Consider the following 24,880-nt stretch of genomic DNA (forward strand, 5'->3'; position numbering starts at 1 on the left):
TTTATGCAATATTATCTTGCAAATATATCATTTTCCAAAACAAAAGAAATCTTTTAGTCTCACTACCAAGTCGTCATAGACGAGGTCTGTCAACGCCAAGGTCGGTGTTTGATATTGACAAAAATGAATGTTGTTCGGAAATTTTTATGGCTAATTATTTCAACACCCTGTCACTTCGCCAGCAGTTAGACCAGCTTGGCCGCTGCCGTTTTATGGCACGCGATGAATTCGCTGACGGTTGTCAGTTTTTAAAAGGCAAGAAAATTGTCATTGTAGGCTGCGGCGCGCAGGGCCTTAACCAAGGTCTGAATATGCGTGACTCAGGGTTAGATGTTTCTTATGCGCTGCGTCAAGCAGCTATCGATGAGCAACGCGACTCTTACAAACGCGCTTCAAGCAATGGATTTACTGTTGGTACATATCAGCAGCTTATTCCAGAAGCTGATGTAGTTTACAACCTAACACCTGATAAGCAGCACGCAAGTGTCGTAGAGGCAGTAATGCCGCTTATGAAAAAAGGTGCAACCCTAGGTTACTCACACGGCTTCAACATTGTTGAAGAAGGCCAGCAAATTCGTAGCGATATCACAGTAATTATGTGTGCGCCGAAAAGCCCAGGCTCTGAAGTACGTGAAGAATATAAGCGTGGCTTTGGTGTACCTACACTAATAGCTGTGCACCCAGAAAACGACCCTGAAGGTAAAGGTTGGGATCAGGCCAAAGCACTGGCAAGTGCAACTGGCGGTGACCGGGCAGGTGTACTTGAGTCATCATTTGTGGCTGAAGTTAAATCTGACCTTATGGGTGAGCAGACCATTTTATGTGGTATGCAACAAGTTGCAGCCGTACTTGCGTTCGAGAAAATGGTTGATGATGGCATCGACCCAGGTTATGCAGGTGCGCTTATTCAGTACGGTCTAGAAGCCATTACTGAAGCACTTAAGATTGGCGGTGTAACAAACATGATGGACCGTCTATCAAACCCTGCAAAAGTGAAAGCGTTTGAGCTTTCTGAGCAGTTAACTGATTTACTTCGTCCGCTATTTGAAAAGCACCAAGACGACATCATCAGCGGTGAGTTCTCTCGCACCATGATGGAAGATTGGGCAAATGGCGATGCGAACCTACTTAAGTGGCGTGAAGAAACCGGTGAGACCGCGTTTGAAAACGCACCGGCTTATGAAGGTGAAATCAGCGAACAAGAATTCTTTGACCACGGCATCTTGCTAGTTGCCATGATCAAGTGTGGTGTTGAGGTTGCGTTTGACGTAATGGTTGAAGCTGGAATTCTGCCTGAGTCTGCGTACTACGAATCACTGCATGAAACACCGCTAATTTCTAACACAATCGCACGTAAGCGTTTGTATGAAATGAACGTGGTTATTTCAGACACAGCAGAATACGGAAACTATTTGTTTGCCAACGCAGCAATTCCAATTTTGCGTGAGAAATTTATGCCTGCTATTGATACCAGTGTTATCGGTAAGGGTTTGACTGCTGCTTCTAATCAAGTAGAGAACAAACGCCTTGTTGAGATTAACGAAGCCATCCGCTCACACGGTGTGGAATCGGTAGGTAAGACCTTGCGTGGCTACATGACTGATATGAAGGCCATCATAGGATAGGACAGTTTCTGTCGTTAGGTGCTTAACTAAGCCCTCTTGCCCGACCATTTTGGTCGGGCTTTTTTATGCCTGTAACTCAGTGAGTCACATATCCTTTTACAGCGAACTGCTTAGCTAACTCAAAGCAGTTACTAACAACCACTTATCTCTCTAAGAAACAACCACTTCACGAACACGCTCAGCGAAGCGAACTGATGCGTAAGCTAATGCAAAAAAGATAAGAAAGCCCCAACCGATGGGCATTAAGTTTCCATTCAAAAAACTATCAACGATCAGAGCAACGGGCACCGAGAACAAGCTTGAAAAGCAACCAATAATTGCAGCACCTAAACCTGCCATATCGCCAAGAGGCTGCATGGCCATAGCGTTGAGGTTACCAAATAGAATGCCCACAAAGAAAAAGCCAACGAACATGACGGCCACGGTTGGAATTAGTGGCGGCAGACCATCGTACGCAAACAGCAATGCTAGATACGCCACCGCAAACCCATTTACACCTTTTAGCGCAAATCTACACAGCTTGCGCATGCCAAAACGCATTACCATTTTACCGTTGAAGTAAGAAGCAAGCCCGATAGAAAAGGCAAGGGTAGCGAAGATATACGGGAACCACTCTCCAACATTGTAAAACACGGTAAATATGGTTTGTGACGCGCTTAGATACGCCAAAAACGCCCCGAAGATACAACCCATGGCAAAGGTATAACCCATAACTTCTGGATGGGTCAGAATAAACTTTGATGATTTAAAAAAGTGTGCCCGCGAGAATTTTCTGCGCTTTGCACGAGGCAAAGTTTCGCCTTGACGAGAAAAGAACCAAACTCCTGCCATCGTCGCAACCACAAGAAAAAGCGTGAATATATGGAACCAAGATGTCAACTCCATCACAGTTTGCCCAATAATTGGGGCCAACATGGGCACTAAGATAAACACCATCATAATAAACGACATAACTTTTGCCATGGCATCACCCACGTACAGATCACGTATAATTGCCATAGAAGCTATACGAGGGCCAGACACCCCAAACGCTTGAATAACACGCCCCACCAGCATGGTTTCAAGATTAGTGGCAAGCATACATACAAAGGTACCCAACGCAAAAATACATAAACCCACTAAAATGGTAAGACGGCGACCACGGCTATCTGAGAACGGGCCAAAAAACATTTGGCCAAATGCCATACCCAGAAAGAACACGGTGACAATTAAATGGGTCTGATGCGCTTCTTGCACATTAAGTGATTCACCAATTTGAATAAGGGCGGGCAACATAGCGTCTATACTAAGTGCGACCAGCGATGTCATGGTCGCCATCAAAGCAACAAATTCAACAAGGCCAAGCGCGGGCTTTTGCACAACTGCAGTATCATCAGATACGCCATAAGATGTCTGGGGCATAAAGTCTCGAATGTGAAATAAAGTGGGGATAATTAAAAAGGCGCGAAATAATCGCGCCCCAGTAAGTATACCTTAAACTTGGTCAAAAAGCCGTCACATTAGACTATCTTGTCGTAAATACTGACACGTTTAACGGGAATTACTCAGGAGTAAGACTTGCCGTCTCTACATCGCCGTTTTTACGGGTTTCAAATACTGATCTAAAAACGCGTCCATTTCTTTAAAGAATAGATGACGGTTGCGCTGAATGGAGAGGTGATGATCACCACTTTCAAGCTCCACGTATTTAAAAACTTTGTCATAGTCTTCTAACTCGTCAGCCATGTAGCGACTGTGAAGAGGTGGAACAATACGGTCTTCTTCTCCATGCACGAGTAAAATAGGCGTCTTAATCCCTTTTGCATTGTAATAAGGCGAACGCGCCTCTAAATCGTCGTAGTCGTCACCAATCTGATTTTTAACAAATTCATTATTCAGAAAGCGGCGAGAGTGAATGATGACGTGTTTAAGCGAACTAACACCGGCAAAACTTACAGCGCATTGAAACAGTTCAGGGGTTTTAACCGTTGCCATTAACGCGGCATAGCCACCATAACTTGCGCCAACAATGCACATGTTATCTTGCGTTGCATATCCTTTCTCAACCATCCAACCTGCAGCGTCAGTGATATCGTCTTGCATTGCTAGGCCCCATCCTTTCATTTGGCTTTGTGCAAAACTATATCCATACCCTCTTGAGCCTCTAAAGTTTGGTCTTAACACCGCGTAGCCTTTTGAGGTGAAGTATGCAGTCCAGTAGTCGAAACCACTGAAATCCCGAGCCCCCGGCCCGCCGTGAGGATGAATAATGGTTGGGAAGGGCCCGTCTCCCTTTGGCAGGGTCAAATATGCTTCTATCTTAATGCCATCTCTGGCTTCGTATTCGATAAGTTTATGCTCGGATAGTTTCGTCGAGTCTATCTGACTATATTGTTGAAATAGCACATTCAACGTGCCTTCTTTGCGATCACCTAATAAGTAAACACCAGGCAGTATGTCAGACTCAGAATAAACGATATAGGTTTGCTCATCGTCACTAAAACTTACAAGCGTGTTATCGTAATCAGGAAGCCCATTGTCGATACCATTTTGAAGCGCAACATAGCGTTCATCCCAATAAAAACGACCGTCATGGCGCACTCCAATAGCATCTCGCGTAACCGGCGAGTATATAAGGCTTCCGTTGACATCATAGCCTTCGTCGGCATACACCTCAGTTCGCTCGTTGGTCTTAAGGTTTAAGGTATAAAGTGCGCGATAGTCGCCTTTATAGCCTTTGAAATAGAGGATGTTTGGGTCTTTAGCGAAGCCCACAGGGTATTCACCCTTCTCCGTCATGGCGTTATAGGCAAACAAGGTTCGCCAGCCATCTCCCTCTTTTAGGAAGACCTCGCGCTCACCGCTATCATAATTGAGTGAAATGCCAATACGAACGTTACTCTGCTGATCGGTAAGCCAGTCTCTGATGCGCTTTTTACCGCGCATAATGCGACTTACGCCTCCTGTATTAACATTGACTTTATACACTGAAGGTAAACCTAGTACCTCGGCATCTATTGCTATAAGCACATGATCTGGGTCATCAGGTAGCCAATCGATAACCTCATCTTGAAATTGGGGAATGTGGTTAGGATTACCGGCCCGACGCTTTAATCGCTCCCACTCGACCATGTTAAACGCGCCGCCCTCGCCATCAAATTTAATACTTAGTAAGCGGGTGTCATGCACTTTTGTGGTACCACGGCGAGTTTCATAGCGCGCACTAACCACGACACGTTCATTGTTTACCCACTTGTACCAGTTAATTTTTACACGTTCATTGTCAGAGCGAAGAAGGTAATGCTTTTCGCCCTTCTTTAAATCAAAGGTAGCTAGCATGGCAAACGCCTCTTCTTGTTCAACATTTTGAACAAAAGCGATTTTCGTTCCGTCGGGTGACAATGATGGAGTCCAATAGGTTGGCAGCGAACTAAAAGCATCGTAGGCATTTTGCTGAGTAATCGACTCAGCGCTCAACGTAGTCGAAATAGCTAGCAATAGTAGGGCAAAAAGCGTAGCAGGTGAGAAAGCCTTCTTATGAGACATAACATTCCCTTGTAATTTTTTATTGTGGGCGGAACTTAGCTAATGAGCAAACCTCAAAACCATGTTAATTCGAGTATACAAATTTGTGACCATATGTACAAAAAACAAACCTATACGGTTTGATATAAATAATATTGGCGCAATAATTTGATCTCTCGACGTACTTTACGAATACAAAATGTAGATATGTTATTATCAACCACAGATATAATATGGATTTTACCCTCAAGTGGTAAGCTTCTTAGCCCAGCGTTACCTTAAGGATTTAGCCTTTTCATGCCTTCAACTTGGAGTGGGCTTGCCACTTTGCAAGACCTATATTTCCGACAATTAGTGGTCAGAACATCCAAAGCATCTTCTTTATTGACTAAGGGGCTATGGTGCGCGCTGGTGTGTTTTTTTTGTACAGCCCTCCCTGCTCAAGAGACAATTACCTACGAAATACAGGGTGTTGAAGACGCAAAGCTTCGCAATAATATTCGGCTGCACTTAAACGGACTTGATGTAGAAAAAGCACTTTTAACTGACCCTTACTGGCAAGACGAAGTTGCAGAAACGGTGGCAACGGCAGTACAACCCTATGGCTTTTACAACAGTGATACAGAGGTACGTATACAAGAAGGAGACAAGGTCACAGTAACTGTCGCGTTAAATTCGCCTCTTACCATCAATAAAGTTACCCGAGAAATTATTGGCGCTGGCCGTGAAGATAAGGCCTTTAGAGAGCGCTTTAACTCGCTTAAACTCAAAGAAGGCGACGTATTAAATCAGACTGTCTATGAGTCATTTAAATCTTCAATGTTTAACTACGCTCTTTCCAACGGTTACTTCGATTATTTCTGGCAGGCAACACGGCTAGATTTAGTACGTGGCGAAAAGCAAGCGAATGTGCTTTTAATTGCGCAAAGCGGGCCTCAATATAAGTTTGGGGAACTCACATTCGTAGGTGATGATAAAGCTAAAGCGATTATTGAGCGCCTAAAACCTTTTAAAACCGGCGATGCCTATTCATCATCAGTGTTAGGCGATTTTAACAGACGTTTAAATCAGTCGGGCTATTTCAACCGAGTGATAGCAAGGCCAGTAGTGAGCGACGCAGAAGGGTTGCTGGTTCCTATTGAGGTGTCACTTCAACACAGACCTACCGATGCATTTAATGTCTCGGTCGGTGCAGCTACTGATACGGGTCCGCGAGTACGTTTGGGTTGGGAACGTCCTTGGGTAAATGACAAAGGCCATTCGGTTTCATCAGATATTTTCATTTCAGAGCCTGAGCAGTCGGTTACCGCGGACTATCGCATTCCAATGAAAAATATCACTCGCGACTATGCCAGTATCGAAGCGGGCTATCAGTTTATTGAGTACGCCAATACGTCATTTGAAAGCGAAACCCTTTCTTTATCAGCACATAGATACACGCAACAAGATGGTTCGCCCTGGCAACATGATTATTCCGTAACCTACCTTAGAGAGACTTACGATCAGGGGGACCTTGATACCAATACCACCTCGTTAGTTTTACCGGGCTATTCACTAACCTACCGAAATAAAGACGATGAACTAAACGTTAGCAACGGCACCTATGTTCAAGCACTGGCTCAATATGGCAAAGAGGGTTTTGGTTCCGATATCGATTTTGCCAAAGCTGTTGTTGAAGCCACAGTGATACGTACGTTTAATGACGTCCACAGAATATCTTTGCGAGGCGAAGTGGGTGCTATTAAGACCAACAGCTTCGATGAAGTCCCTACCTCATTGCGCTTCTATGCAGGGGGCGATCAGAGCGTACGTGGTTTTGACTACCGAGAAATATCGCCTACTGACGATGTTATAGACCCAGAAACTGGAGAGCTGGAAACCGACTCCATTGGCGGTAAATACTTGCTAACCACCAGTGTAGAATACGCCTATCGCATTGCTGATAAATGGCGCTTAGCAGCCTTCATCGATGCAGGTACAGCAACAAACGATACCAGCACAACGCTGACCTACGGTATTGGGCCGGGAGTTCACTGGCTTTCACCTATTGGACCCGTTCGTTTCTATATCGCAAGAGGCTTCGCCCCAGATGAAAATACGTGGCAGTTGCACATCATATTAGGGCCTGAACTATGAGAAAACGTACGCTTTCTGCCATTTTACTCTCGCCAATACTTCTGTTAGTTGCCATTTATGCGCTACTCATCAGCCCATTAGCCGGCCCAACGGTAAAACTTATCGCGAACAGCTTTGTTACTAACCTTTCCATTGATGACATCGAGGGCAGTTTTGCCGATACCCTTGAAATACATAATTTACAGTGGGAGAACGCGCAGTGGCGAGTGTTATCTAAGTACGCTTACATTGATGTAACGTGGCGTTGCTTCTTTGAACCAAAAGTCTGTGTTAATGAACTCACGCTTGAAAATGCCACGTTAACGCAACTCGCTGCCGCTCCAGAAACCGTTGAAGAAACCAACGCTGGCGATGAATTTTCTTTGCCTATTCCCATTGAGGTAGGGTATCTGTCGCTTACAGATATTAACGTTGCGCTTCTTACCACAACCGTTGAAGTCGATGAGCTAGAACTGACTAACTTCAACGGTAACCAAGCGCTAGCCCTAGACAGTTTAGCCACAAAAGGGGTTCGTATTACCCTAATAGAACAAAATACAGACACGAGTTCAGTAGCGGCAAATACGGCTTCTCAAGCTCAGTCTTCCCTGTCTCAACAGACACCTAAACAAAGCACTGAAAAGACAGCAAAGCAAGCGACACCAGATGATAAGAGCGCCTTGCCTAGCTCGTACTCGCTTAGCTATGAAGTACCTGAGCTACCAACAATTACCGCCCCCATTCCCGTATCACTTGGTACTTTATTGGTTGAAGACCTTCACTTTATCCAAGGCGCTTCCACACAAAAGATTTCACTTATATCGCTACTTGATGCACAGTTCAAAGACAGTGATATTGCCATTGAAGAAATGGTCGTCGCGCATGAACAAGGGGAAGTAAAAGCAAAGGCAAACGCTACCTTTAGTGAGAACTTTCCACTAAGCATTGCAGCTAGAGCAAAGACAGTGCTTGATGATGCTCCGCTTACCATAAACTTAAATGCATCGGGAGCACTGGATGACTTGGCCCTTTCCGTCAACACAAAGGGAGCTGTAAACGCCGATGCTAATTTGGCGGCAAATGTTCTTAATACCGAACTCCCCATTGAATTCACTGCAAAATGGAAAGAACAACCCATTCCAACAATGGAAAACGCCACGTTAAAAGCAGGTACGCTGTCACTAGAAGGTACTATGGGCGATTACCAGCTAAAAGGCGCTGGTGCAGCAACCTTGCCTGACATAGGCAATGTACCTGTATCACTGGACGTCGTATTAAAAAAGAACAATATCTACGTAAATCAGGCCAATATTCAGGCGCTAGAAGGTAGCTTAGTTAATACAGGAACCCTTTACCTGAACGAGAGTATTGCGTGGGAAGGTAAAACGACACTTTCTAACGTATCAGCACAGCGATTCAGCACCTACGCACCTGAAAACTTAAGCGGCGAGATAGAGAGTATTTTACAGTACTCAGAGCGCGGCGGGCTGCATATGAGCTTAAAAGATATGCAGGTATCTGGCGTGTTACAAGATAAACCGCTTGAGATTATAGGCAATGCAGTATATGCCGGCCCAAGCGACTTATTCGTTACTAACGTGAATATTATTCAAGAAGGTGAGAATGAGAAAAATGCTATTCGAGCTATTGCACAGGTCTTGAACAAGCGTCATTTGAACGCCGATATCACTATTAGCGCAAACACCATAAATAGTCTTTATCCAGAAGTATCCGGTGCGATAAATGGTAAAATATCCGCCTCTGGCCCGTGGCAAAACCCTAGTGCTAACGGCAAGTTAAGTTTATCAAACGTCACTGTATCGCCAAATTTAAATACCTCTGCCGCTCAGCAGGGGCCATTAAGCGGCGAGGTAACACTAGATGGCACTTATAAAGACCACCAGGCGCAAGTAGATCTTTCTGTGCCGGGTAATCAAGTAGCCTTCAGCTTTAAAGGCGCATGGACAAACAATCATTGGATAGGTCAAATTAGCGATACCAAGCTAGAGCTTGCTAATATGCAGTGGATATTATCAAGCCCTTTCACGCTTGATATAGGTACCGCGCCTGTGACGGCCAAAATCGGCCAACACTGCTGGACATCACGTCGCGAAGGAGAGTTGTGTATCTCGAACGTGAATTATCAAGACAGCAAAGCAAGTTGGGATATTAAGGCAACGTCACTCCCTGTAGGGTTGTGGGCAAATGAACTAGTACCAACCATGGTTTCAGCCCCTTCAGAGGCTACACTGAGTGTTCAAACAAAAGGAAGCTATTCACAACAAGATCCTATCGACGCCAGCTTTACCGCGTCAATGAGCACTGCTCCTTGGCAATTAGGCGAAACCAGACCATTAACACTAACCATCAATTCTTTTGAAACTAATGGAAAAATAAGACAAGGGCAGCTGGAATCAACCTCATTAATTTCTAGCCAAGATATCGGCGATGCTACGCTTACGTTAAACACCCGACCGTTTGAAGAGAAAATTCCTTTAGACGGTAAGTTGGTCATGGAGGGGCTTGATGTAGCGCCGCTGAAACCTCTTTCACCCGCTATTCGCACCTTAACAGGCTTGCTTAACGGAAATATTACTCTTAGTGGTTATGTCGATGACCCATCCCTAAATGGCGAGCTTACTGTGTCTAATGGCGCGATAGATATCCAAGATACGCCTGTTACGTTAGCCAACTGGAATCAAAAAGTGGTGCTTAGCGACCAAACTGCAGCACTCGATGGCAGTTTTGTACTCGGTGGCGGTAAAGGTACGCTAAAAGGCGAACTCGACTGGTCATCTGAGCCTAGCGCTACTTTTAAGTTAAAGGGCAACAGCTTTGAAATAAGACAGCCAAACATACGCCTTAAGGTGTCGCCTAATATTGATGTTGCCGCAACTAAAGAAAAGGTCGATGTAACGGGCGAGGTCAACATCCCTTGGGCCCGCATTGAGGTAGAGTCCTTGCCTGAAAGCGCTGTGTCACCGTCAAAAGACGTGCATTTGCGAGGAGAACCAGACAAGGAAGAGCCACTTGATATCGTTCATGCTTCGGTTCTTCTTAACATTGATAAAAACAAAACAGAAGAAGTAAAACTCGAGGCCTTTGGGCTTACCGCCAGCTTATTCGGTGGAATACGCGTGAACACTCAGCCCGCGTTAGTTGGCTATGGAGACCTGCAAATAATAAATGGTCGATACAGCGCCTATGATCAGCAATTGATTATTCAAACTGGGGAGGTGCAGTTCAATGGTCCTATCGACCAACCCTTGTTGCTGGTAGAGGCTATACGAGACCCAGCTAAGACCGATGACGATGTTATTGCGGGGATCCGCATTGACGGCGCCACTGACGCACCGAGCATCAACTTATTCTCTGAACCCTCCATGGACCAACAAGGCGTATTATCGTATTTATTAACAGGCTCTGGTCCAGATTCAGGCGGTTCATCAGATCCTAACTATGCTGCACTGCTATTGGGCTTTGGGCTATCGAACACAGAAACCCTCACCGGGCAGTTAGGCAGTGCTTTAGGCATAGACGACTTTAGCTTAAGTACCAATGAAAATATGCTTTCTGTTACCGGACAAATCAACGACAGGCTCTCGGTAGAATACAATGTAGACGTAGGCTTAAGTAATAACGATGCTAATAGCACCTTGAGACGCCGACAGCTCCCACCTGATTTGGCGCTTAAATACCAGCTGCTGCCTAGCCTGTATTTAGAAGCTATTCAAACCACACTAGAAGACCAATCAGAGTTTGCGTTAGATCTTTATTATGAGTTTTTCCTAGGCGATACAAGAACCCGCAAAGACGATGACAACGACGGTGATGACGACAGTAATGATACCGATGAGGCCGATAATAATTCAGAATCATCTCAGGAAGGCAAAACCAATACTTCTAGCGATAGTAAAGACAGCTAAATCGTCTGTGTGATAACGCCGCATCTTAGCTTGGTTCTATTCTTCTAGCGCTGCTGGGCCATACTTTCTAGCGTTTTAAGCTGCCGCTCAAAACGCTTTTGCCTTTTATGTGCCCACACATACCACACTAGCATCCCGATGCTAACTGATGTCATAACTACAAACATATTAACGATTTTCTCTGGCGTAGGATTACCAAATAGGTAACGTTCCAACAAAAAAGCATACCCGAAAAGCACTGCAGTCCACGTTGAGTGCTTGGTGATAAAGGCAATTTTCACATTATTTTTAATTTGCTTAGTTAACTGCATGAGATGATCAACAGTTTGCGTGTCATTTGAAAATGCAGCCACTCTTCTTAGCCAAAGCTGATAGACAAGCAGGGGAAGAGCAGTAATCAGCATAAATATAAATATTGCGTGAGCGACAAACGTAAATTTATCCCAACTATTAATGAGTAGATAAATAGCTGGGACAAATGCTAACGAGTCAATAACCATGTACCAGCGCTGCTTTATTCGCTCACTGCTAAGACTGGCTTTAACTTCCTCTAAATTTATAGTTGTTACTGGCTGAGTTTGCCATAGCACAGATAGGGCGTCATTTTGCTCATTTTCTGCTCGCGCAGACGCCGTTTTTTGATTTTCTTTATCTAAATTATGCATGCGGTTGCTCCTGGACGATACTTTGCTTTGCGCGCTTTAATACCACCCCAACATGGTTTTTAGTTAGGCCACATACGTCTGCTATTTCGTCGTAACTTAAGCCTTCAAGAGAAAGGGTAAGCACCTGCCTTGGCTGCAGTGGCAACGCTCTTACGCTGCGCAGTAAACGCTCTAAGGATTGGTGTTGACTAGAGACTTCCTCTGGTGACTGAGTAGTACTTGCAAACCCATCAGAGCCCATATCTTCGTGGTCGTATTGATGAGTATCGAGACGTTTAACTTGGCTTGCTACGTGTGTTACGGCGCGGTTATGGGCTATTTTTAAAATATAGGTTTTCACACTGCTCTCCCCCTTAAAGCGAGACAGCCCTTGCCAAACTGCAATAGCAATTTCTTGCAATAACTCTTGTTGCATCGCCTCGTTAGCCTCATAGCTATTAGCTACACGGCCAAGGAGTGCTCCGTATTGCGCAAAAACATCTTCAAAACCCTGCCCCAAGGTCACATCCCTATTAGCAAAAAACTGTTGTTATTTTATTGTGTTACTTCTATCAGTCTGCCCATGCTCGTTTTTATTACAAACTTTTTTCGATGAAGCTGTAATTTTTTTGAACAGCTAAGGACTATAAAAATAGAACTGAAAATACAGTATGAAGAAACGGGCGGTAGGGCATTCCCCCTAAAAAGCTTCAACTTTTAAGTTTTGTAATTTAAATGAGGAAAACACTATGTCTACATTAAGTTTAGTTTTGTTAATTGGCAGCATCACGTCGCTTATGCTCTTGGCAAGCTACCTAGACGCAAAATTTCAATGGCGATTTAACGACTGGATGAACGGCGAGTGCAGCAACCCGTTTATAAAAAACGTGACCGACAAACAGCAACAGCGCTTAAAAGAAAAAGATGCCCAGATTGAAACGTTAATGGCGCGTATTGAAACCCTCGAGACTATTGTCACTGAGCCTGCTTATGAGTTAAACAAGAAAATCAACGCGCTCAAATAAACGTCCTAGCTAACTCGATACCGGTGGACGACGCATAAAGCGGGGTACTTTTCCCATTGCAATTGCGTTGCCCACCAGCACAATTATCACTCCGACCACAGATAATACGCTCCAGGTATAGCCTTCAAAAAAGGTGGAAATAACCAATGCAACCATGGGGTATACCAACACAACATATGCAGCCTTGTCCGCGCCCATTTGCTTTAAAAGCTTCATGTACGCGCCAAACGCAAACACAGAACCAAAAATTGCTAAATAGACGAGTGATAGATAAAACTCAATGTGGGTAGGTATTCTTAATTCGCCAGGCATAGCTAACGAGGTGATGAAAAGCAGCACCATGGCATAACTCATGGCATAGAAATTCATTTGTATTACAGGCGTGCCCGAGGTCAAGATACGCTCGGAAATAACGTTACCCGTTGATGCACAGAAAAAGCTAACAAACGCTATGGCAAGCCCGGTAGCAAGCGCCGCATCCATGGATACTTTTGAAAATTCAGGCACAAACAAACAGACTATACCCAGCAAACCAAAGGTCGCCCCAATAACTACCTCTTTTCTTATGGGCTCTTTTAGCCACCAGCGACGAAGTACAACATTAATATAAATGATGCATGAGCTCATAAGTGCCAACAGCGCGCTAATAATATGCGCTTGCGCAACATACAACAGCGTGTAATTTAAGCTATACAAGAAGAGCCCCACCGCTGCCATTTTCACATGAATGTGCAAAGGGAGCTTTAACGGTAATCGTTTAAAAACACAGTATGCCCCTAAACACGCCGATGCCAGCAAGTAGCGTAGAGCAATAGCAAAGGTTTCAGAAGTATGTCCTATTTGATAGGTAATCGCTATCCAAGTTGAGCCCCAAATTAGGCAACATAGAGCAAATAAAGTCGCATTATTCATAGCCGCGCTTTAACCTAAAAAATCTGCTAAATGGGTAAGAGCCTTATCAAACAGTTTTTGCCTAGCGCCATTACCAATCCAGGCATTATGTGGTGTTATCAGTAAGTTGGGTAATGGCTCTTTTAGTAATATATGATCAACGGGCGGTGGCTCTACGCTAAGTACATCTAGCCCTGCACCACCAATTTTGTTGTGTTTAAGCGCATGGTAAAGCCCCTTTTCATCAATTAGTCCGCCACGAGCGGTATTAATAAGAAAGGCCGTTGACTTCATTAACGACAAGGTATCAGCGTTAATGAGTTTTTCGGTGTCCTCAGTAAGCGGGCAATGAAGGCTTATCACATCGGCATCGGGTAAAAGAGACGTAAGGCTAGGGCGAGGGTCGTCTTGTTTACCAGGGCGGGCAGCAATACTCACTTTCATCCCCATAGCTTTAAACAAAGCTTCTACGCGTTTTCCAAGCTCGCCGTGACCTACAATCACCGCGTGCTTACCTGCAAGCTCAACGACTGGATGACTAAGTAAGCAAAAATGGGAAGAGGCAGACCAAGCCTGACTCTCCATATCACGCTGATATGCGACAAAATTCGTAGCCAAATTTAACGCCAGGGTTAACGTGTGCTGCGCCACACTATCGGTGCCATAACCTTCAACATTTTGAACGCTGATATCGGCTTGCTTGCAATAATCGTGATCGATATTGTTCATGCCAGTGGCCGTTACACCAATATACCCAAGCTGTTTTGCCTGCTTTAAATCTTCGGCTTTTAACACAACTTTATTTACCAAAACTGCGTCGGCAGCTCGAATACGCTCGGCAACCTCTTCGGCATGGGTCTGCTGATAAAGTGTGATGTCGGCATTAAGACTATCGAGTACAGAAGTATCAAGGCTGGGTAAATCCATGGTTTCGGCGTCTAGAAACACAACCTGTTTTTTCTGCCCATTGCGCGGTGATTGGGTTTGGTTATCTTCGACTTTACCTTTTGCAGCATTGTGTTCTTTCATTATCGCTAGGCCTACATTACTTCCACAATAGATTCTAACGCCGCTTTCACGTTAACCGGAATGGGAATAGCCTTATCGGTCTTTCTATCTACAAATACATGCACAAATTGACCATGCGCCACTCTACGCTTGTTTTCGCCGGCATAAACTGACAGCCCATAGGTAACAGAGGTTCTACCTATTTTGATAACTCGTAGCCCCACAAAAATGTCTTCGGGGTATGCCGCTGGTGCCACGTATTGACATTGACTGCTTACCACATACGCAACGGTTTGCCCGTTGTGTATGTCTAAATTGCCTTTTTCAATTAAAAAGCGGTTTACCGCGCTATCAAAGAAACCGTAATACACAACATTGTTGATATGACCATATGCATCATTGTCTTGCCAGCGGGTGGCAATAGTGACGTTATAAGGGTAGTCGGCAAGTGTTGGTGTAATGTCAGTCATGATCAATCCTTGGCATATACATTTAAGAGGGTGTTGTTGCCCAATCAATACAAACAGTGAACAAATATAGCTCCTAAGCGCTATATCGTATTCTATTGATAGTGCTATGAATAAAGCACCATGTCGTCACGGTGAACGGCAACATCGCTTGTTTCATAACCTAACACACTGGCGATTTCTTTCGACTTTTTCCCTTTTATAAGCGTTAAGTCTCTTGCGTTATATAAGCAAAGACCTTTAGCGATAATTTCTCCATCGCATAGCACTTCAACGGCATCCCCTTGTTCAAATGAACCAGTCACACCTACTATACCAGTGGGTAATAGCGATGCGCCTTTTCTTACTAGTGCTTCTTTCGCGCCACTATCAATTTCTATTTTTCCAGCGGTTTTGAGGGTGTGCGTAAGCCAAAGCCTGCGGGCGCTGGCCGGTGTACTGTTTGCAGTAAACAAAGTCCCCGGCACTTTGCCTTCAAGCAAAGCATCGAAGGTTTCGCCTTTTCGACCGTTAACAATCAATGTCTGAATACCGCTACTGGTGCACTTATCCGCCGCTTCAATTTTTGTACGCATACCACCTGTGCCTACCGCCGTGCCAGCGCCACCGGCCAGGCCGTAAATAGTACTGTCTATTTTTTCTACCTGCGGAATAAGGGTCGCAGAGGCATCTTTTCTGGGGTCTGCGGTAAATAAACCATCGATATCCGAACAAATAATTAAGGTGTCAGCCTGCGCCACTAATGCCGTGTAAGCCCCCAAGTTATCGTTATCGCCTACTTTAAGTTCATTAACGGCAACCGTGTCGTTTTCATTCACAATGGGTAGTGCATTGTGATTTAAAATTTCACGCAAGGTGTTTTTGATATTCACGTAGCGCGTTCTATTGCGTAAATCATCTGCTGTTAGCAATACCTGCGCACAGGGGAAGTCGAAAAAGCGCTGCCAGTTGGCCATCATCAAGTTCTGGCCAATTGCTGCCATTGCTTGCTTCTCAGCAATAGAGGCATTATGCCTTACTCTCACCTTGCTCCGGCCGGCAGCCACACTACCAGATGAAACCAAAATTACTTCTTTGCCCGCCTCTCGGCTTGCGGTAATAAAACGGGCCAAGGAAAGTAAGTAGCGGCCACTGCATTCGTTGCCTTCAGGTGCAATGAGCGCACTGCCCACTTTTATAACGGCACGTTGCCATGAAAAACGGTTCATATTGGGAAGAAAAGAAAAAAACAAGGGCTTAAGAATACGACAGTTAAAGGCTGAAACAAAACGTTCTGTTACAGTTTTTTGCGTTAAAACAGGGTTACTATACGCTCAAAAAATTGGATTGTGCTCGTCATACTTAATATACTGGCAAGTGTTATCTTATAACAATTCTAATTTAAAAGTTGCAAGGAACCCGCATGAGCACCGCAAAACGACATTTTTTCTGGCTAGCGCCAGTGTTGTCTATGCTGATTTCTCTTCCTACTACCGCCGCTATAAAACAAACAAAAGGCGACTTTGAAGATAAATTCCGTCAGCTAGACGAAGTACTTCCTACTCCGAACGTGTATCGCAATGCCGCTGGTGAGCCCGGTCATCAATATTGGCAACAACAAGTAGATTACGATATTGATGTAAAGCTACTTGAAAACGAACGTCGTATTGAAGCAAGTGAAACCATTACTTACCACAACAACGCGCCAGATACGCTTAAGTACTTGTGGATCCAGCTTGACCAAAACAAATTCCGCGACGATTCAATGTCAGCGCTTACTACCACGTTTGGCGGCATAGGCAACCGTGGGCCAGGCTCGCAAGCTGCCAGTGGAGATGCCCCAGCAAAGCTAAGCATGGGTGCATTGCGCCGTCAGCAGTTTGTTGAAGACAATGAGCTGGGCTACACCATTTCTCGCGTTGAAGACAAAGCGGGCAACGACTTACGCCACACAGTAGTTGGCACCTTAATGCGTGTTGACCTAGCTAAGCCACTAAAGCCGGGCAGTAAAGTAACGTTCGATATCGATTTTGCATTTAATATTGTAGAAGAAGACGCCGTGTCAGCTCGTGCAGGTTACGAGCACTTCCCAGATGACGAACGTGAAGGTGGCAACGATATCTTCTTGTTGGCCCAGTGGTTCCCACGTTTAGCCGCTTACACCGATTACGAAGCATGGACTAACAAAGAGTTCATCGGCCGAGGTGAGTTCACGCTAGAATTCGGTAACTACGAAGTAGATATCACAGTTCCGGCTGACCACATCGTATCGTCAACAGGTGTGCTTCAAAACCCAAAAGACGTACTAACTAAAACACAGCGCAACCGCCTTAAAAAAGCAGAAAAAGCTGACCGCATCGTCTTCATCGTTTCACCAGAAGAAGCCATTGAAAACGAAAAAGAGGGTACAACTAAACTTAAAACTTGGACCTTTAAAGCGGATAACGTACGTGATTTCGCATGGGCTTCATCACGTAAGTTTGCGTGGGACGCACGTGGCTATCAGCAAGGCGGCGACACTCAGCCATTGGTAATGGCAATGTCTTTCTACCCGAAAGAAGGTGGTGAGCTGTGGCAGAAGTATTCAACAGAATCAATCATTCATACAATGGATGTATACAGCCGCTTTAGCTTCGACTACCCATATCCTGTAGCGCAATCAGTAAACGGCCCGGTTGGCGGCATGGAATATCCCATGATCACCTTCAATGGCCCGCGCACAGAGCTTCGCGACGATGGTTCACGCACTTACTCGCTTGCTGAAAAGCGTTTCCTTATTGGCGTTGTTATCCACGAAGTGGGTCACATCTACTTCCCAATGACGGTTAACTCTGACGAGCGTCAGTGGACATGGATGGATGAAGGTCTTAACAGCTTCTTAGATGGCGTTGCCGGTCGCGAATGGGACCCTACAATTCCTTGGGGTGTAGAGCCGCGTGATATTACAGGCTACATGAAGTCTCAGACTCAGGTGCCAATTATGACGCAGTCTGACTCGGTACTTCGCCTAGGTCCAAATGCTTACACCAAGCCAGCAGTAGCGCTAAACATTCTTCGTGAGACGATTCTTGGCCGTGAACTATTTGACTTCGCATTTAAAGAATACGCACAGCGTTGGATGTTTAAACGTCCAACTCCATCTGATTTCTTCCGCACTATGGAAGAGGCATCGGGTGTAGATCTAGATTGGTTCTGGCGTGGTTGGTTCTACACCACAGACCACGTAGATATTAGCCTAGACAGCGTACACAAGCTGCGTTTAGACACTGAAGATCCAGATATCGACTTTGCTCGTGAGCGCGAAGCGGAAATGGAAAAACCTAAGTCACTTACCGATATTCGAAATAAAGAAGAAGGTAAAAAGCTGTGGGTAGACCGTTTTGAAGATATCAGCGATTTTTACGACGAAAATGACCGCTATACCGTAACCAACAAAGAGCGCAACAAGTACAAGAAATTCCTTGATAAGCTTGAACCTTGGGAGCGTAAAGCCTTTGAACGTGCAGTAAAAGAAGACAAAAACTACTACGTGCTAGACTTTAGCAACAAAGGTGGTTTGGTGATGCCGATTATTCTTGAGCTAGCCTTTGAAGACGGTACGAAAGAAGAAATGCGCATTCCGGCGGAAATCTGGCGTCGTACACCTAAGGCCGTAAGCAAGCTTATTGTGACTGACAAAGACAAAGAGCTGGTAAGCGTAACGGTTGACCCGCATTGGGAAACAGCGGATGTAGACGTGGAAAATAACCACTATCCACGCCGTATCATTCCTTCTCGCATTGAAGCGTATAAGAACAAGCCTCGTAATACTTACGAGTACCGCGACCTTATCAACGATTCAAAGACCGAGCTAAAAACTGACGATGAGGATAAAGATGACGAATAAGTTGTCTTTAGCCCGCTTGCTGCAGAGCCCTCATGCTCTGCTTGCAAGCGTTAGTGGGTTGGCTATTGCGGCTGCGCTATTCGTTAGCGCGATGTCGTTCAGCACAACGGCACAAGCGCATCAAATAAAAGCAGCGATTACAACGGTACTGTTCAACCCTAGAACAGAAAATATTGAAGTAATGCACCGCTTTAATTTGCATGATGCTGAGCACGCGGTTAAAGCTTTGTTCGACAAGCATGCAGATATTATGGATGACGTTAAAACACAGCAGCAGTTTGCTGATTACGTTGCCAAGCATTTTGCTATTTTGAACGCGGCAGGCAATGCGTTAACGCTTGCTGATGTGGGCTTTGAAGTTGAAGGTAAACACTTTTGGGTTTATCAGGAAACTGTTGAACCGCCTGTGCTTGAAGGTATTAAAATTCGCCACGATGCATTACGCGACTTGTGGCCGAAGCAAGTGAATACGCTAAATGTAGAAGGCAAGGGCGATATTAAAACCCTAACCTTTGCTGACAGCGTTAATTTGCTGGAAGTAAGCTTTGAAAGCCAAAACAGCAACCATCACTAATATTTAGCTGAGTAACTTGTAAAAAGCCCACCAGCTTTCATCGTTGATCGACGATGAATGCTGGCGGGCTTTTTTAATGGCTAACTTTTTAGTTCTCTATTTCGAATACCCTGACTCACATGCCCTTTGATTAAAACTGAGCTAGCAAATACCCATATCGAATGCACAAAGAGCCGCTCTTTACTCTTCGTATAAGAAGTTTTACTCAATGATGTCGGTGTGAGACCGAAGTCTTATAGTCATCTAAGCGAGCATGCACTACCTTAAAAGCAGACAGATACGTTATTTAAAACCAGTTAATGAGGTAAGTCATGACCAATAGCGCTACAGCAACGTTGCCTTCTCAGGTCAAGAAAACCCAATCAAGAAGCGAGCGTCGCGTAAAAAAAATGCGTACAGCTAAAGCAGCAGAGCGCGCTGAGCAAGCGGAAAGTGCAGAACAAACTAAAGGCGCAAATACAACGAGCATTAAACAAAACAATGCGTTCGCTGATAAGAAAAATATCATGTGGGTGCTGCTAAGTGGCGCTATGGCACTGACATTTATCGTAATGCTATTTCTGCCCGATACCGGCATGGGCGGCGGCCTTATATCGACTTATTCTGCAATGCTATGGTGCGGATTCTTTGGCGCTGCGCTTTGGCGTTACAGAACAGCAAACGGCTGGGCTGGATTTGCTTATGGAAGCGTTATTGGCCTAGTGCTTCAATTTATTTCACAGATCATTTAAATATATAGCACCGTGTAAACCGCACACTTATGCGGTGCTGCATCTTATTCTAAAATCTCTGCCTTATTCTGTAATCTTAACCTTACTATTTAGCTATTTGATTAAAATATTAGGTTACTTATAACTCTTATACCCGATCCAGCCACCTTACTTAAATGTATAAAGGGTCAGAGTACTTTTTTAAGTTATGCTTTAAACGATAACAATTAGTGTCCCTTTCCGTCTTCAATAAAACTGAGTGAACCTATGGCAGAGAAGCCAAATAGATCTCCCGAATCGCCAACCCGTTCGAGTAATGCAGTACCCTCGTCTCGCCTATCTCGTATAGGTCGCTTAGGCACGTTAGCAGGAAGGGTTGCAGGTAATGTGGTTTCTCAGGGCGCTGGCCAGTTACTAAGAGGTGAGAAGCCAGTCTTGTCTTCGCTGCTTTTAACACCAAAGAATATTTCAAATATTGCCGATCAGCTTGCCAGTATGCGTGGCGCAGCAATGAAGCTCGGGCAACTCATTTCTATGGATGCGGGAGACTTTTTGCCCGAAGAACTCGCCGCTATTTTAGGACGGTTGCGAGATGACGCTGACCCTATGCCAAAGGAGCAACTCATATCCACGCTTAACCAGGCATGGGGCGAAAATTGGCAGGATGACTTACTTTATTTTTCTTTTGCCCCCGTTGCCGCAGCCTCCATAGGACAAGTTCATAAAGTTATTACTATGGACGGCAAAATGTTAGCGGTAAAAGTACAGTACCCTGGCGTGAAAAGGAGTATTGATAGCGATGTAGATAACGTGGCAACGCTTATAAAGCTTACTGGCTTGGTGCCCAAATCATTAGATATAGGCCCGCTATTACAGGAAGCTAAAGCGCAGCTTCACCAAGAAGCAGATTATGAACGAGAAGCCGATATGCTAAATCGCTATCGCGACCTAGTTGAAGCCACTGATATACGATGTGAAGGACAAAGCGCGTTTGTTATTCCAAAGCCCTATGCACCGCTTACCACAAGTACGGTACTAGCCATGGACTTTATCGAGGCGCACAATTTGGATGCGCTAACTGATGAACCTCAAGAAGTCCGCGATGCCGTAATAACGGCATTGATGACTTTGTTTTTCAATGAAGTTTTCCACTTTAAGCTGCTGCAAAGCGACCCTAACTTAGCCAACTATCAGTTCAAACCCGATACCAAAGAAATCGTTCTATTAGATTTTGGCGCCACTCGCGAAGTACCTGAAACTATATCTCAGCAATACCAAACTTTACTTAAAAGCGCCGCAGACAATGATAAAGCATTAATGCAGCAAGCCGCATACAATATTGGCCTTATTGATGACAGTCATTCTCAGAGCCAAGTAAATGCAGTCATCGAAATAGGCATGGAAGCCTGTGAAGCCATACGCTATGAGGGTGCTTACGATTTTGGAAAAAGCGATTTAATCGCAAGGCTTCACGAAAAAGGAATGGCGCTTACAATGGAACACAACTTTTGGCACACGCCGCCGGTTGACGCGCTCTTCATACATAGAAAGCTTGGTGGATTATTTTTACTGGCTAAGCGATTACAAGCCAAAGTGGATATGCGTAAAACTGCAGGCGAATGGCTTTACTCTTAACAAAGTTGAGCGCTATCTGAAATTAGTCACTGTCACGCGCTATGTGATTCTTAAAAAAGTGAGAACATCAACTACGAAGACTCCGCTGGATGAACTCGCCGTCATTTACACCCAGCGTGGTACCGTGATTAGTAGCATTGCGCTTAATAGGGTAATTCCATACTAAAAGGTAAAGCCATCTGTTCTTTACTTTTCGGCGGGTTGCCAATCATTTCGTCATACGGTGTATCGTGCTTCATTACGGCCTGCTGAACGCGACAATTCGCAAAAGCTTCACGTATGTGGCCGGCACTAAAAAAGCGCATAGGCTTGTCTTTATTGTCGTAAAGCATACCGCTTTGGTTATCGATGGTCAGATAAACCAAGTACACGTTCATTTCATAAGACTGAACTTCTAAGTAATCGATAACCGTCGGCGACTCTTGAATATCCCGAAAATAAAACTTATGCATTTTCTACCTCGTGAAATTTGCGTGCACATTATGCTTGTCCAGCTTGGTTTTATTTAAATTAAATGAAAGCGGGACGAGATAATGACTGTTATACGCTATGCGAGGTTTTCAGGTTCATTTGCTAAATGAAGTGGTGGACGATGATTTTTATGTCGCACTGCATTTACTAAAACCATTAGCGCTGCAAAGGAAAAAACGCTATAAACCAACGCCGCAATACCCATTCCCGCTGCAACCCACAAAAGCGGAAATATCAACAGTCGAGGCCCTTCAACAGCAAGCGCTACTCTTGCTCTTAATAAAATAAACCCATTTTGTATGCACATAACAACCACGGTTATCACTGCAATAAGTTGGTGATGCATTGGCAAGCTATGCATATTAAAAGACAGGAAGAGCATTATCCCCAGCACGATAACGTACTGTATCGCACTATAACGCTTAACTGCTCGGTGTAACTTTGGGTGATAGGGTCTAAATTTACTCACGCTGACTATCCTACAAGGGCACATTAAAATAAAAACATGGTCGCGAACTCTAATACATTCGCTAATTACTATAAATAACAGTGCACTAGAATATGATTACTGATGATTGGTTAATACATTAGTATAAAAAAAGCAATTGTTAAACAATTGTTTGATATTTGACAGTGCATTTACATTTTATTGCGAGCAGCGGGGTAAAAGAATAAGGAATTCCCACTAGATTTGGCTAAAAATAAATCGAAAAGTGGCTTTCCAACGTTAAAAGTTGTTCAAATTAAGGAATTTATATTTAGGGGGAACATTTCTCTTGATTGATTTTCTAAATTTAGGTGTTATCTCTGGTAGTATTATCTAAAGGATATTTTTGTAGCGGAGTCATTATGAGCGAATCGTCAGAAAAGAAATCGTTAGGCCCACACTTTATTATTGTCGGCATTCTTCTTATTGTTATTCTGGCTGTAGTTTTTTGGCCAAGCGACGAAAAGCCAGAGCCGGTCATTACCCCTGAACCTGAAGTGACCGAGCCTGAAATCACAGCACCGGAAGAACCAGAGATCTTTGAACCTACTCAACCAGCGCCCACCGTTGAGCTTGAAGAAAAAGACGACGTTGAGCCACTGCCAGAGCCCGTTGAGCCAGATCCAGAGCCATTAGATACTAGCGATCCAGCAGTCAAAGCGTCATTAATTGAAAGTTCGTCTGCAGACGAAGAAACCGTAAATCGTATGCTGGTTAACGAAGGCCTTATTCAACGCTTTGTCGTCTCTGTAACTAACCTAGCGAACGATGAGATGGCGCCAAACCATCAGCTACTTACACCGCCAGAACAGAACTTCCGCGTATACTCTCAAGCAGGAAAGCAGTGGATTGATGCTGCAAGTTATAAACGATATACGCCGTATGTAGATATGCTGGAGTCGTTCGATAATGAAGCGCTGCTTAATATCTACGGTATTTATAAGGGCGATATTCAGACGAAGTTTGCAGAAATTGGTAATCCAGACCAAGACTTTAACGGCGTATTGCTAGAAGCCATTGATCAGCTTCTTGATACACCGGAAGTACCGGTTCCTGTAGAGGTGTATACTGACTCGGTAGCTTATAAATATGCAGACGAACGCTTAGAAAACCTAAACGAGCCACAGAAACAATTACTTCGTACAGGCCCTGATAATATGCGTCGTATTAAAGCGAAGCTTCGTGAACTTAAAACCTTGGTTGAAGAGCGTGGATCTAACTAGATTCCAACAACAGTTAAAGGGTACGTCTTCAAAGGCGCGCCCTTTACCTCCTGTTGAGCAATGGAACCCTGATTTTTGCGGTGACATCAACCTAACAATTGCCCTTGATGGTCGATGGTTTTACGAAGGCAGCCCTATCGGGCGAGCGAGCTTAGTCCAGCTTTTCGCCTCAGTACTAAAGCGAGAAGGCGATAAGTACTTTTTAGTCACCCCTGTTGAAAAAGTAGGGATCACAGTCGAAGACACGCCGTTTCTTATCACTCAGTGGCATAGAGAAGAGAATGAAGGCGGCGAAGCGAGTGAAGTTGGGCAAGAGGGTGAAACAACTAGCGACTGCACTTATATACTCACCACGCAGACAGGCGACATTGTCCGTTTAGAGCGCTTAGAACAGCTTGAACTTCGCGTTCCACCTAAAGCAATACAGGATCCACAAGCTACATCTATCCCTTATATCTGTGTTCGCAGAAACTTATGGGCTAGACTGCATCAAAACACTTATTACCAGCTGTTAGAACAAGCCAACGAAACATCAGATGGTTCGGGCACGCGATTTAGTATTCAATCTAGCGGTACGACGTTTGTGTTGGGTGAGATAAGTCAAACACCCTAATCCATGGTTTTCGTTGTTACTCTGCTATTCTGTGCCAGTAACCTACCATAGCATTATTCATCGCCATCAATGTGTCATTTACAGCACTTTGTTTTGC

Annotated in this window: 20 protein-coding genes; 10 read left to right on the forward strand and 10 right to left on the reverse strand. The window is 44.5% G+C overall.

Going from position 1 to position 24,880, the window contains the following annotated elements; genetic code table 11:
- Positions 1-146: 146 nt before the first annotated feature.
- Positions 147-1,625, forward strand: a complete 1,479-nt coding sequence (gene ilvC / locus KL866_RS01265) for a ketol-acid reductoisomerase (RefSeq protein ID WP_025257222.1) — start codon at positions 147-149, stop codon at positions 1,623-1,625.
- A 150-nt stretch (positions 1,626-1,775) separates the two neighbouring features.
- On the opposite strand, the gene KL866_RS01270 is transcribed toward ilvC, so the two are convergent.
- Both KL866_RS01270 and KL866_RS01275 read right to left on the reverse strand, forming a co-directional pair.
- Complete coding sequence (locus KL866_RS01270) at positions 1,776-3,026, reverse strand: multidrug effflux MFS transporter (RefSeq protein ID WP_214992621.1); 1,251 nt, start codon at positions 3,024-3,026, stop codon at positions 1,776-1,778.
- Between the two features lie 165 nt (positions 3,027-3,191).
- Positions 3,192-5,150 carry a S9 family peptidase gene (locus tag KL866_RS01275; RefSeq protein WP_214992624.1) on the reverse strand — a complete coding sequence of 653 codons (1,959 nt, stop codon included), beginning with the start codon at positions 5,148-5,150 and terminating at the stop codon, positions 3,192-3,194.
- Between the two features lie 276 nt (positions 5,151-5,426).
- Between KL866_RS01275 and KL866_RS01280 the strand changes: the two genes are divergently transcribed.
- Both KL866_RS01280 and KL866_RS01285 read left to right on the forward strand, forming a co-directional pair.
- On the forward strand, positions 5,427-7,265 hold the full coding sequence (locus tag KL866_RS01280) for an autotransporter assembly complex family protein (RefSeq protein WP_214992627.1): 1,839 nt from the start codon (positions 5,427-5,429) through the stop codon (positions 7,263-7,265).
- Positions 7,262-11,170, forward strand: coding sequence for a translocation/assembly module TamB domain-containing protein (locus KL866_RS01285; RefSeq protein ID WP_214992643.1), 3,909 nt, complete (start codon positions 7,262-7,264; stop codon positions 11,168-11,170). Before KL866_RS01280 ends, KL866_RS01285 begins: the two co-directional genes overlap by 4 nt.
- 44 nt (positions 11,171-11,214) lie before the next feature.
- On the opposite strand, the gene KL866_RS01290 is transcribed toward KL866_RS01285, so the two are convergent.
- Both KL866_RS01290 and KL866_RS01295 read right to left on the reverse strand, forming a co-directional pair.
- Positions 11,215-11,835: a hypothetical protein gene (locus KL866_RS01290; RefSeq protein ID WP_214992646.1), complete on the reverse strand. Its 621-nt coding sequence runs from the start codon at positions 11,833-11,835 to the stop codon at positions 11,215-11,217.
- Complete coding sequence (locus KL866_RS01295; RefSeq protein ID WP_214992649.1) at positions 11,828-12,334, reverse strand: RNA polymerase sigma factor; 507 nt, start codon at positions 12,332-12,334, stop codon at positions 11,828-11,830. The genes KL866_RS01290 and KL866_RS01295 overlap by 8 nt, the downstream gene beginning before the upstream one ends.
- A gap of 229 nt (positions 12,335-12,563) precedes the next feature.
- Here KL866_RS01295 and KL866_RS01300 point away from each other — a divergent pair, with 229 nt between their 5' ends.
- The gene (locus KL866_RS01300; protein WP_025257215.1) at positions 12,564-12,839 is read left to right on the forward strand and encodes a hypothetical protein; all 276 of its coding nucleotides are present in this window, start codon (positions 12,564-12,566) and stop codon (positions 12,837-12,839) included.
- Positions 12,840-12,848: 9 nt separating this feature from the next.
- Here the strand turns inward: KL866_RS01300 and KL866_RS01305 are convergent, their stop codons facing one another.
- From KL866_RS01305 to proB, 4 genes are all read right to left on the reverse strand, one after another.
- A complete protein-coding gene (locus KL866_RS01305) occupies positions 12,849-13,751 on the reverse strand; it encodes a DMT family transporter (protein WP_214992652.1) in 903 nt (300 codons plus the stop codon).
- Positions 13,752-13,760: 9 nt separating this feature from the next.
- The gene (locus KL866_RS01310; protein WP_214992655.1) at positions 13,761-14,759 is read right to left on the reverse strand and encodes a D-2-hydroxyacid dehydrogenase; all 999 of its coding nucleotides are present in this window, start codon (positions 14,757-14,759) and stop codon (positions 13,761-13,763) included.
- A gap of 11 nt (positions 14,760-14,770) precedes the next feature.
- Positions 14,771-15,208 carry a thioesterase family protein gene (locus tag KL866_RS01315; protein WP_025257212.1) on the reverse strand — a complete coding sequence of 146 codons (438 nt, stop codon included), beginning with the start codon at positions 15,206-15,208 and terminating at the stop codon, positions 14,771-14,773.
- A gap of 104 nt (positions 15,209-15,312) precedes the next feature.
- Positions 15,313-16,413 carry a glutamate 5-kinase gene (proB, locus tag KL866_RS01320; protein ID WP_025257211.1) on the reverse strand — a complete coding sequence of 367 codons (1,101 nt, stop codon included), beginning with the start codon at positions 16,411-16,413 and terminating at the stop codon, positions 15,313-15,315.
- 194 nt (positions 16,414-16,607) lie between these two features.
- On the opposite strand from proB, the gene KL866_RS01325 reads away from it, so the two are divergent.
- From KL866_RS01325 to KL866_RS01340, 4 genes are all read left to right on the forward strand, one after another.
- Entirely contained in the window at positions 16,608-19,070 is a 2,463-nt protein-coding gene (locus KL866_RS01325) for a M1 family aminopeptidase (RefSeq protein WP_025257210.1), read from the forward strand.
- A complete protein-coding gene (locus KL866_RS01330; RefSeq protein WP_025257209.1) occupies positions 19,060-19,644 on the forward strand; it encodes a DUF6702 family protein in 585 nt (194 codons plus the stop codon). The genes KL866_RS01325 and KL866_RS01330 overlap by 11 nt, the downstream gene beginning before the upstream one ends.
- A 311-nt stretch (positions 19,645-19,955) precedes the next feature.
- The gene (locus KL866_RS01335) at positions 19,956-20,375 is read left to right on the forward strand and encodes a hypothetical protein (protein WP_025257208.1); all 420 of its coding nucleotides are present in this window, start codon (positions 19,956-19,958) and stop codon (positions 20,373-20,375) included.
- Between the two features lie 246 nt (positions 20,376-20,621).
- Positions 20,622-21,989, forward strand: a complete 1,368-nt coding sequence (locus tag KL866_RS01340) for an AarF/ABC1/UbiB kinase family protein (RefSeq protein ID WP_214992657.1) — start codon at positions 20,622-20,624, stop codon at positions 21,987-21,989.
- 143 nt (positions 21,990-22,132) lie between these two features.
- Here the strand turns inward: KL866_RS01340 and KL866_RS01345 are convergent, their stop codons facing one another.
- Both KL866_RS01345 and KL866_RS01350 read right to left on the reverse strand, forming a co-directional pair.
- Positions 22,133-22,441, reverse strand: a complete 309-nt coding sequence (locus KL866_RS01345) for a DUF6482 family protein (RefSeq protein ID WP_025257206.1) — start codon at positions 22,439-22,441, stop codon at positions 22,133-22,135.
- 95 nt (positions 22,442-22,536) lie between these two features.
- Entirely contained in the window at positions 22,537-22,929 is a 393-nt protein-coding gene (locus KL866_RS01350) for a hypothetical protein (RefSeq protein ID WP_025257205.1), read from the reverse strand.
- 380 nt (positions 22,930-23,309) lie between these two features.
- On the opposite strand from KL866_RS01350, the gene KL866_RS01355 reads away from it, so the two are divergent.
- Together KL866_RS01355 and KL866_RS01360 are read left to right on the forward strand one after the other, a co-directional pair.
- Positions 23,310-24,170 (forward strand): DUF3014 domain-containing protein, encoded by an 861-nt coding sequence (locus tag KL866_RS01355; RefSeq protein WP_025257204.1) that lies wholly within the window; start codon positions 23,310-23,312, stop codon positions 24,168-24,170.
- Positions 24,157-24,783, forward strand: a complete 627-nt coding sequence (locus KL866_RS01360; protein WP_025257203.1) for a DUF1285 domain-containing protein — start codon at positions 24,157-24,159, stop codon at positions 24,781-24,783. Before KL866_RS01355 ends, KL866_RS01360 begins: the two co-directional genes overlap by 14 nt.
- The last annotated feature ends 97 nt before the right edge of the window (positions 24,784-24,880 follow it).

Origin of the sequence: Alteromonas sp. ALT199 (assembly GCF_018619335.1) — a bacterium.
Classification (GTDB): Bacteria; Pseudomonadota; Gammaproteobacteria; order Enterobacterales; family Alteromonadaceae; genus Alteromonas.

Bases quoted from the DNA above. Each gene is read 5' to 3' on its own strand.
- ilvC (WP_025257222.1), top strand. From the start codon at position 147: ATGGCTAATTATTTCAACACCCTGTCACTTCGCCAGCAGTTAGACCAG.
- KL866_RS01270 (WP_214992621.1), bottom strand. From the start codon at position 3,026: ATGCCCCAGACATCTTATGGCGTATCTGATGATACTGCAGTTGTGCAA.
- KL866_RS01275 (WP_214992624.1), bottom strand. From the start codon at position 5,150: ATGTCTCATAAGAAGGCTTTCTCACCTGCTACGCTTTTTGCCCTACTA.
- KL866_RS01280 (WP_214992627.1), top strand. From the start codon at position 5,427: ATGCCTTCAACTTGGAGTGGGCTTGCCACTTTGCAAGACCTATATTTC.
- KL866_RS01285 (WP_214992643.1), top strand. From the start codon at position 7,262: ATGAGAAAACGTACGCTTTCTGCCATTTTACTCTCGCCAATACTTCTG.
- KL866_RS01290 (WP_214992646.1), bottom strand. From the start codon at position 11,835: ATGCATAATTTAGATAAAGAAAATCAAAAAACGGCGTCTGCGCGAGCA.
- KL866_RS01300 (WP_025257215.1), top strand. From the start codon at position 12,564: ATGTCTACATTAAGTTTAGTTTTGTTAATTGGCAGCATCACGTCGCTT.
- KL866_RS01305 (WP_214992652.1), bottom strand. From the start codon at position 13,751: ATGAATAATGCGACTTTATTTGCTCTATGTTGCCTAATTTGGGGCTCA.
- KL866_RS01310 (WP_214992655.1), bottom strand. From the start codon at position 14,759: ATGAAAGAACACAATGCTGCAAAAGGTAAAGTCGAAGATAACCAAACC.
- KL866_RS01315 (WP_025257212.1), bottom strand. From the start codon at position 15,208: ATGACTGACATTACACCAACACTTGCCGACTACCCTTATAACGTCACT.
- proB (WP_025257211.1), bottom strand. From the start codon at position 16,413: ATGAACCGTTTTTCATGGCAACGTGCCGTTATAAAAGTGGGCAGTGCG.
- KL866_RS01325 (WP_025257210.1), top strand. From the start codon at position 16,608: ATGAGCACCGCAAAACGACATTTTTTCTGGCTAGCGCCAGTGTTGTCT.
- KL866_RS01330 (WP_025257209.1), top strand. From the start codon at position 19,060: ATGACGAATAAGTTGTCTTTAGCCCGCTTGCTGCAGAGCCCTCATGCT.
- KL866_RS01335 (WP_025257208.1), top strand. From the start codon at position 19,956: ATGACCAATAGCGCTACAGCAACGTTGCCTTCTCAGGTCAAGAAAACC.
- KL866_RS01340 (WP_214992657.1), top strand. From the start codon at position 20,622: ATGGCAGAGAAGCCAAATAGATCTCCCGAATCGCCAACCCGTTCGAGT.
- KL866_RS01345 (WP_025257206.1), bottom strand. From the start codon at position 22,441: ATGCATAAGTTTTATTTTCGGGATATTCAAGAGTCGCCGACGGTTATC.
- KL866_RS01355 (WP_025257204.1), top strand. From the start codon at position 23,310: ATGAGCGAATCGTCAGAAAAGAAATCGTTAGGCCCACACTTTATTATT.